Origin of the sequence: Pseudomonas vlassakiae (assembly GCF_014269035.2) — a bacterium.
Lineage (GTDB): Bacteria > Pseudomonadota > Gammaproteobacteria > Pseudomonadales > Pseudomonadaceae > Aquipseudomonas > Aquipseudomonas vlassakiae.
In genome coordinates, this window is record NZ_JABWRP020000064.1 from 1 (window position 1) to 436 (window position 436).

The 436-nt window shown below is 54.4% G+C and carries 1 pseudogene; it reads right to left on the reverse strand.

The window, feature by feature from the left end:
- Positions 1-436 (reverse strand): annotated as a pseudogene (locus HU738_RS25795) (T6SS effector BTH_I2691 family protein); the annotation flags it as partial.

The following is a 436-nucleotide window of genomic DNA, read 5'->3' on the forward strand; positions in this document are numbered from 1 at the left end:
ATCCAGCTGCAGCGCTGACTATAGAGCCAAATCTGGCAACTGTGCGACCAACAGAGATTTTATTGGGCGTACTTGCCTTGTGGGGCATCAAAAGCCCGATAAACTCTATTCCGCTGCCAAGTAGGCCCACGGTGGCCCCATACAAGGCGATCCTTGCTTCATCAGCCTTCGGGCCAATTTCCTCTTGCGCCGCTTTCAGGTTTTTTCCAAGGCTATCGCTCATCAAGAAGACCCCGCCGAGCGAAAGCAACAGCTCCCAGCCTTTACCCGTTCCCCGTAGCCCACTGAAACTGTCGCGTACCAACTGCGATGCTTGGCCCGCACTGATCTTCATGCCATTCAGTGTTTTCCGCGCATCCTGCTCCAGCGTTCCTGCCGCGACTGTGATGTCTACCAATGCCATCTTGGCGGCATCATTCAACTGGTTGACGTTGAA